We start from the raw sequence: 3083 nt of genomic DNA on the forward strand, positions 1-3083 counted from the left end.
AGGTTTTATGTCACTTGGCATAATCCAAACGATATAAAGTAAAAAAGCCAAATACATACAATAAAAAAAGCGTTTTACCATGCAATTCACCCATTCTCTTCTAGTAGTACGGTAATAATGATGTCTATTACAGGCTAGAAGTAATCATGACAAAATTAATGATTGTTCATTATTTCTGTTTGTAAAAATTAGTTAGTCTTAGTAAAAAAAGTTGAAGATAGCTCTGGAGTATGACCTTTTTAAAAATAAACTGATGCAATAGAGGATTTTACCGGGCATAGCTCCTTGATCAATCATTATTACTTCAAGAAGATTCATAAAACGTTCATTCCTTTTCTGTTTATTTCTGCCAATATATATTACTATTATATTGGGAGGGAATATCATGGAAAAAACTTATAAAAATATTCTTGTGGCAATAGACGGATCAAAAGGGTCAGAGATTGCTCTAAATAAAGCAATCGACGTAACAAAACGTGATGGAGCAACACTTCATCTTGTTCACATTATGGAACATTACAACTTCCCTGGTGATACAGGAGCGATTAAGAAAACTCAAGAAAAATTGGGTAACGAACTTCTTGAAAATAATCGCGAGCTTGCTCTTAATAACGGAATAACAGAAGTGAACACAAAACTTGAATTTGGGAATCCGAAGTCATTAATTCCTAAAAAAATCGCGAGAGAAATTGACGCCGATCTAATAGTTTGTGGAGCCACTGGATTGAATACTTTTGAACGGATACTTGGCAGTGTATCAGAAAATATCACTCGTTCCGCAGCTTGCGATGTACTGATCGTTAGAAATTCTGAAGATTGATAGAAACAATTGTAATAATATAAGGCACTTTATTTTATAAATTATATCACCAAAAAATAAAAGCTTGGCTTATCACCAAATTGGTATAAGCCCCAGTCTTTTATTTAACCATTGCCTACTTGTAAGAGGTTCATGTTAGATTCGACTCTAACAAAATAGTAATTGTATCAACATTTCCTTAATTCTATTCCATTTTGCTCGAAGGTCTATTGTCATTACTTCCATCGTTATCCGATCATCCCAACGATAAACTTCAAGGCGTTCATGCCCACTGTAAGGATATATTAAAATTCCTCTCACCTTCTCTAATTCCCTAGAAAAATTTCAGCGAAAAAGAATAATCTTTACTAGAAATAAACTGTCTTAATTGATGGACAAGTTACATAGTATCTATAAAAGAGTCCTTTCAAAATTATTTAGAAAGGGGATTGGATGAAAAAACTAACCTCTGTATTTTATATTTCCATCAGCTTGTCGATTATTTTTATATTATGGGGTGCGCTTGCTCCGAATCATCTTGAGAGGGTCGCAACCAATTTGCAAATTTCTTTACAAGTCAAGTTCGGTTGGCTTTATCATCTAATAGTTGGGATGATCCTGCTATTTTCAATTTATCTTGCCTTATCAAAATATGGAAAAATTAAACTTGGTAAAGATAATGAGAAACCAGAATATAGCACATTCAGTTGGTTTGCGATGTTATTTAGTGCCGGAATGGGAATTGGCCTTGTATTTTGGGGAGTTGCCGAACCTCTGTCTCACTATTACGAACCACCGATTGGAGATGCACAGTCGCAGGTTGCAGCGAAAAATGCACTTCCTTTAACTTTCTTTCATTGGGGGCTACATCTATGGGCAATTTATGCACTCGTTGCTTTATCGTTAGCTTATTTTAAATTTAGAAGAAATTTACCCGGTACCATTAGTGCAACATTTTATCCTTTGTTTGGAGATTATGTAAGAGGACCTTTGGGGATTATTATCGATACTTTTGCTGTATTCGCTACCGTATTTGGAGTTGCCACTTCCCTCGGTTTTGGGGCAATTCAAATCAATGGTGGACTGCATTACTTAAACAATAGTATTCCTTATGGATTCAGCACACAATTTGTCATTATTATAGGTATTACATTTTTGTTCATGATTTCTGTTCTTTCCGGAATTGAAAAAGGAATGAAGTTGATGAGCAATATCAATATTATCCTTGCCATACTATTATTATGCTTTTTCTTAAGTTTCGGGCCAACATCATTTTTATTCCAGTCATTTGCTACCTCGTTGGGAAGATATACAGAATTCCTTCCAAAAATAAATTTTAGCCTTGCTCCACTTAGTCAAAATGGAAATAAGTGGGTTAACGATTGGACGGTTTTTTATTGGGCATGGTGGATTTCATGGTCACCTTTTGTCGGTTCATTTATCGCCCGTATATCAAAAGGTCGCACCATTCGGGAATTTATCATTGGTGTATTGGCAGCCCCAACGCTATTTTGTGCACTATGGTTTACTGTATTAGGTGGTACTGGAACCCATTTTGAACTATTTGGTGATGGCGGTATCTGGCAAGCTATGAATCAAGGAATCAATTCAGAAAACGCCTTATTTGCAACACTTGGTCAATTGCCGTTCAGTACAATCACGATCATTGTATCAATCATCTTAATCGGAACCTTTTTCATTACTTCCGCTGACTCAGCAACATTCGTCATGGGGATGCAAACAACAAATGGAATGCTTCATCCGCCCAATCAAATAAAAGCGATCTGGGGCATTATCCAAGCAGCAGCGGCTGTAGTCCTTCTTTGGTCAGGAGGGTTAAACGGACTGCAATCTGCTGCAATTGCCTCTGCATTTCCATTTGCAGTCATTTTAATCTTTCTAATGATCTCATTACATAAAGGATTACAAGAAGAAAAATAAAGCTTACATGATTGGAATAGTACGTGTTCAAAAGGAGGATAAAAAGGACCAAGTCGGCTAAGGTCGCCACGTCCTGTGGCAACGCCGACACTAGCACGTCCTGTGCGTCGAAAGTTCGAGGCGGCGTAGCTTCGAGCAGCGGAATGTATGCTTTAGATACATGAGCATATGTTCTTGCACGCAGAAAAAGTGCTTTTCTTTTTCAAGGAGCGGAGAAGCAAGCCAACGAGCTTCCACAGGATGTGGTGACTTCGACGTTCGACACAGGACGTGTCGGTATTTAGTCGAAGTTCCCCTAACGCAGTGTCATTTTTACCGGACTTTTTGAACATCCTCTTATAGC

The 3083-nt window shown here is 37.2% G+C and carries 2 protein-coding genes; both read left to right on the top strand.

Features of this window, described 5'->3' with window-relative positions; all coding sequences use genetic code 11:
* The first annotated feature begins 385 nt into the window (after positions 1-385).
* Positions 386-820 (top strand): universal stress protein, encoded by a 435-nt coding sequence (locus ACPYKA_RS20105; protein ID WP_479543966.1) that lies wholly within the window; start codon positions 386-388, stop codon positions 818-820.
* Between the two features lie 432 nt (positions 821-1252).
* The gene (locus ACPYKA_RS20110) at positions 1253-2740 is read left to right on the top strand and encodes a glycine betaine uptake BCCT transporter (RefSeq protein WP_479543967.1); all 1488 of its coding nucleotides are present in this window, start codon (positions 1253-1255) and stop codon (positions 2738-2740) included.
* The last annotated feature ends 343 nt before the right edge of the window (positions 2741-3083 follow it).

The sequence above is a fragment of the Pseudogracilibacillus amylolyticus (SeqCode) genome (assembly GCF_051918545.1).
In the GTDB taxonomy this organism is placed as follows: Bacteria; Bacillota; Bacilli; order Bacillales; family Amphibacillaceae; genus Pseudogracilibacillus.